This is a genomic window from Rhodococcus sp. (in: high G+C Gram-positive bacteria) (assembly GCF_049591685.1).
Taxonomy (GTDB): Bacteria; Actinomycetota; Actinomycetes; order Mycobacteriales; family Mycobacteriaceae; genus Rhodococcoides.
Window position 1 is genome coordinate 1 of the sequence record NZ_JBAWFH010000279.1, and the last position, 2,239, is coordinate 2,239.

The following is a 2,239-nucleotide window of genomic DNA, read 5'->3' on the forward strand; positions in this document are numbered from 1 at the left end:
CGGCGGCCATAGCGGAGGGGAAACGCCCGGTCCCATTCCGAACCCGGAAGCTAAGCCCTCCAGCGCCGATGGTACTGCACTCGACAGGGTGTGGGAGAGTAGGACACCGCCGAACACACATTCCAGACAACCCCCGACCACACGGTCGGGGGTTTTCTGCATTCCAGGGCAATTGGGTGCTCGACGTGCGTTATTGCATGCGCCGTCGGTCACCGACGGTGGCTGATCGAACGACGTGAGGCCTTCCGAACTGCGTGGTCACACCGTTACCGCACAGGATCGAATCCGGCTGTTGTGCAGCAACGTTGGGAAGCCCGGCTCTGTCGACGAGTTCGTCTTGACAGTGGGTGAGCTCAGCTTCGAACAGCCTCCAGCGACTGTGCAAGTTCGGTACGTACAGCAATCGCCCGGCGTATGACGTGTGTAGACCCCACCGAGCAGTGAGGAACTGAGCAAGTGGGTCGCGGGTCATGTCTCTCGATGTTCGCACTGCGCCGAAATCCGTTGTCGCGCCTCGATGTGGGGGTGTGAGCCGGGTGCTGCGATAGCTGATCCTTCTTTGGGTTTCGCGTGTGCTGATCGAACTCCAGCGATAGGGGACGCCGGCGATGTTCGTACCGAGGACGACGGCCAATCGGCTGGCTTCCAGTGACCGAAATACGACGCCGCGCCGGCCTTCTGCATCGACTGAATACAGTCGGACGTTGATCTCGGCGAAGGTGCCGAAGTAGGGGATGGGACGTCCGTAGCCGAGTCCAGCGCCGACCATCCGGAACCCGATCAATCCGACCCAGGAGGAGCCGTCGAATTCGTCGGGGATGCAGCCCTTCGGCAGTAGCGGTGCGACGTCGACGCTTGGCACGCGCCAATGCAGGAAGACCAGGTCTTCCCATCGCTGGCCCATTAGGATCGGCCGTGGGAGCATAGGGGGTCTCGGCCACAGGCGTCCTGCATCATCTCGGTCCACGGCTCGACAGTAGGCGCGATGCGCGGCGATGTGGGTCAGCGGACAGCCGAGGCGGCGGCTCGGGCCGTCAGCTAGCGGCAAATCTCGCGTGCACCTGGGCGCGAATGACGATGTCCTGCGGCTTCAGGTCGAACCCGTCGTCTGCGCCCTTGTAGGCACGTGCCGCGGCGGCGAAGTCTGGCTGGGTGGCTCCTACTCCGAGTAAACCTGGGTCCGCAACTGCCAGTGCGGTCATAGCGGTGCGCCCTACGCTCCGCGCGTATACCTCGGCCTTCTCCACGGCATCCTGAACCGCCAAAGTGCGCACATGTCGCGTCTTTTCGGCTGCGCTGTCTTCGGTCAACATCCATTCGAAATTGTCGATGTCGGCGCCGTCCACCGCGGACACCGCATAGACGAAAGCGTCGATGACGTCGATCTGACCGAACTCGACTGCGACCGACGCCAAAGCCTGGTAGACTTAGGGAAGTTGCTCACCGTCGATATTCGTTGGGCGGTACCGGAAGTGTCGAACCTGATCCAGGGTCCACGCATCGATCGGCCCGACGTCCGAGTTGTACAACGGATCGATGAGACCCGTGAGCTCCCTGACAATTCGATGAGCAGGTTCGGCGGCCGCCTCCGCGGAGCGTCCATCCGACTTGACGACCAGCGACACCCTGCACCGCTCGGCCGGGTACGCGACCTGGCCTTGACCTACGACCGTGATCTCGACGGAGTTCGCATCCATGGTTCCGAGTCTGGCACAGCCCGCGACTGGCATACGTGTTGTTCGCAGACCGATTGCCCGAGTCTCATCGTGGAGGTATCACGGACCGATGTGCCAGGTCGATCACCTCTTCGGTGGTGAGTGGGCTTTTCGGGTGATAGCTCAAACAGAGGGGGGCTTGAACCTTGTTGAACCCTTCGCCCTCGACCGCCGCGTAGAACTGACCGGTCTTCAGGCGACCGATGTCGGTGGCCGAGCTACCCTTCGCCTGAGCCATTTCTTTGGCCGCGTCTATCTGGACGGGGCTGTTGAGGAAGCCGAAGAACTGGGTAGCTGCGTTACCGGGAATTCGGTTGTTCAGACCCTTGGGTGCCTGCGTCGCGAAGACCAATCCGAGTCCGTATTTGCGAGCCTGTGACGCAAGTGCCAGCGTGCTCTGTGTACAAGCCGTCATTGCGCCTGACGGTGCTAACGTCTGCGCCTCGTCCATGACGAACAATCCTCCCAGTGGCCTGTCGCCGGCCGGGTTCTTCTTGATCCACGCGAACAGCGCCATCTGCAGT

General features: G+C 62.0%; 4 protein-coding genes and 1 rRNA gene. 1 reads left to right on the forward strand and 4 read right to left on the reverse strand.

Translation table 11 applies throughout. The annotated features are described in order from the left end of the window. A 5S ribosomal RNA gene (gene rrf, locus WBQ44_RS11750) occupies nucleotides 1-115 on the forward strand; the annotation flags it as partial. A 75-nt stretch (nucleotides 116-190) separates the two neighbouring features. Here rrf and WBQ44_RS11755 read toward each other — a convergent pair. The 4 genes from WBQ44_RS11755 to WBQ44_RS11770 all read right to left on the reverse strand — a co-directional run. Next, on the reverse strand, nucleotides 191-925 hold the full coding sequence (locus WBQ44_RS11755; RefSeq protein ID WP_495566867.1) for a YqjF family protein: 735 nt from the start codon (nucleotides 923-925) through the stop codon (nucleotides 191-193). 109 nt (nucleotides 926-1,034) lie between these two features. After that, a complete protein-coding gene (locus tag WBQ44_RS11760; protein WP_495566868.1) occupies nucleotides 1,035-1,415 on the reverse strand; it encodes an SIMPL domain-containing protein in 381 nt (126 codons plus the stop codon). A 12-nt stretch (nucleotides 1,416-1,427) separates the two neighbouring features. Further along, the gene (locus WBQ44_RS11765) at nucleotides 1,428-1,697 is read right to left on the reverse strand and encodes an SIMPL domain-containing protein (RefSeq protein ID WP_495566869.1); all 270 of its coding nucleotides are present in this window, start codon (nucleotides 1,695-1,697) and stop codon (nucleotides 1,428-1,430) included. A 64-nt stretch (nucleotides 1,698-1,761) separates the two neighbouring features. After that, nucleotides 1,762-2,239, reverse strand: a 478-nt coding sequence (locus WBQ44_RS11770) for an ATP-binding protein (protein ID WP_495566870.1), incomplete at its 5' end; no start/stop codon positions are given.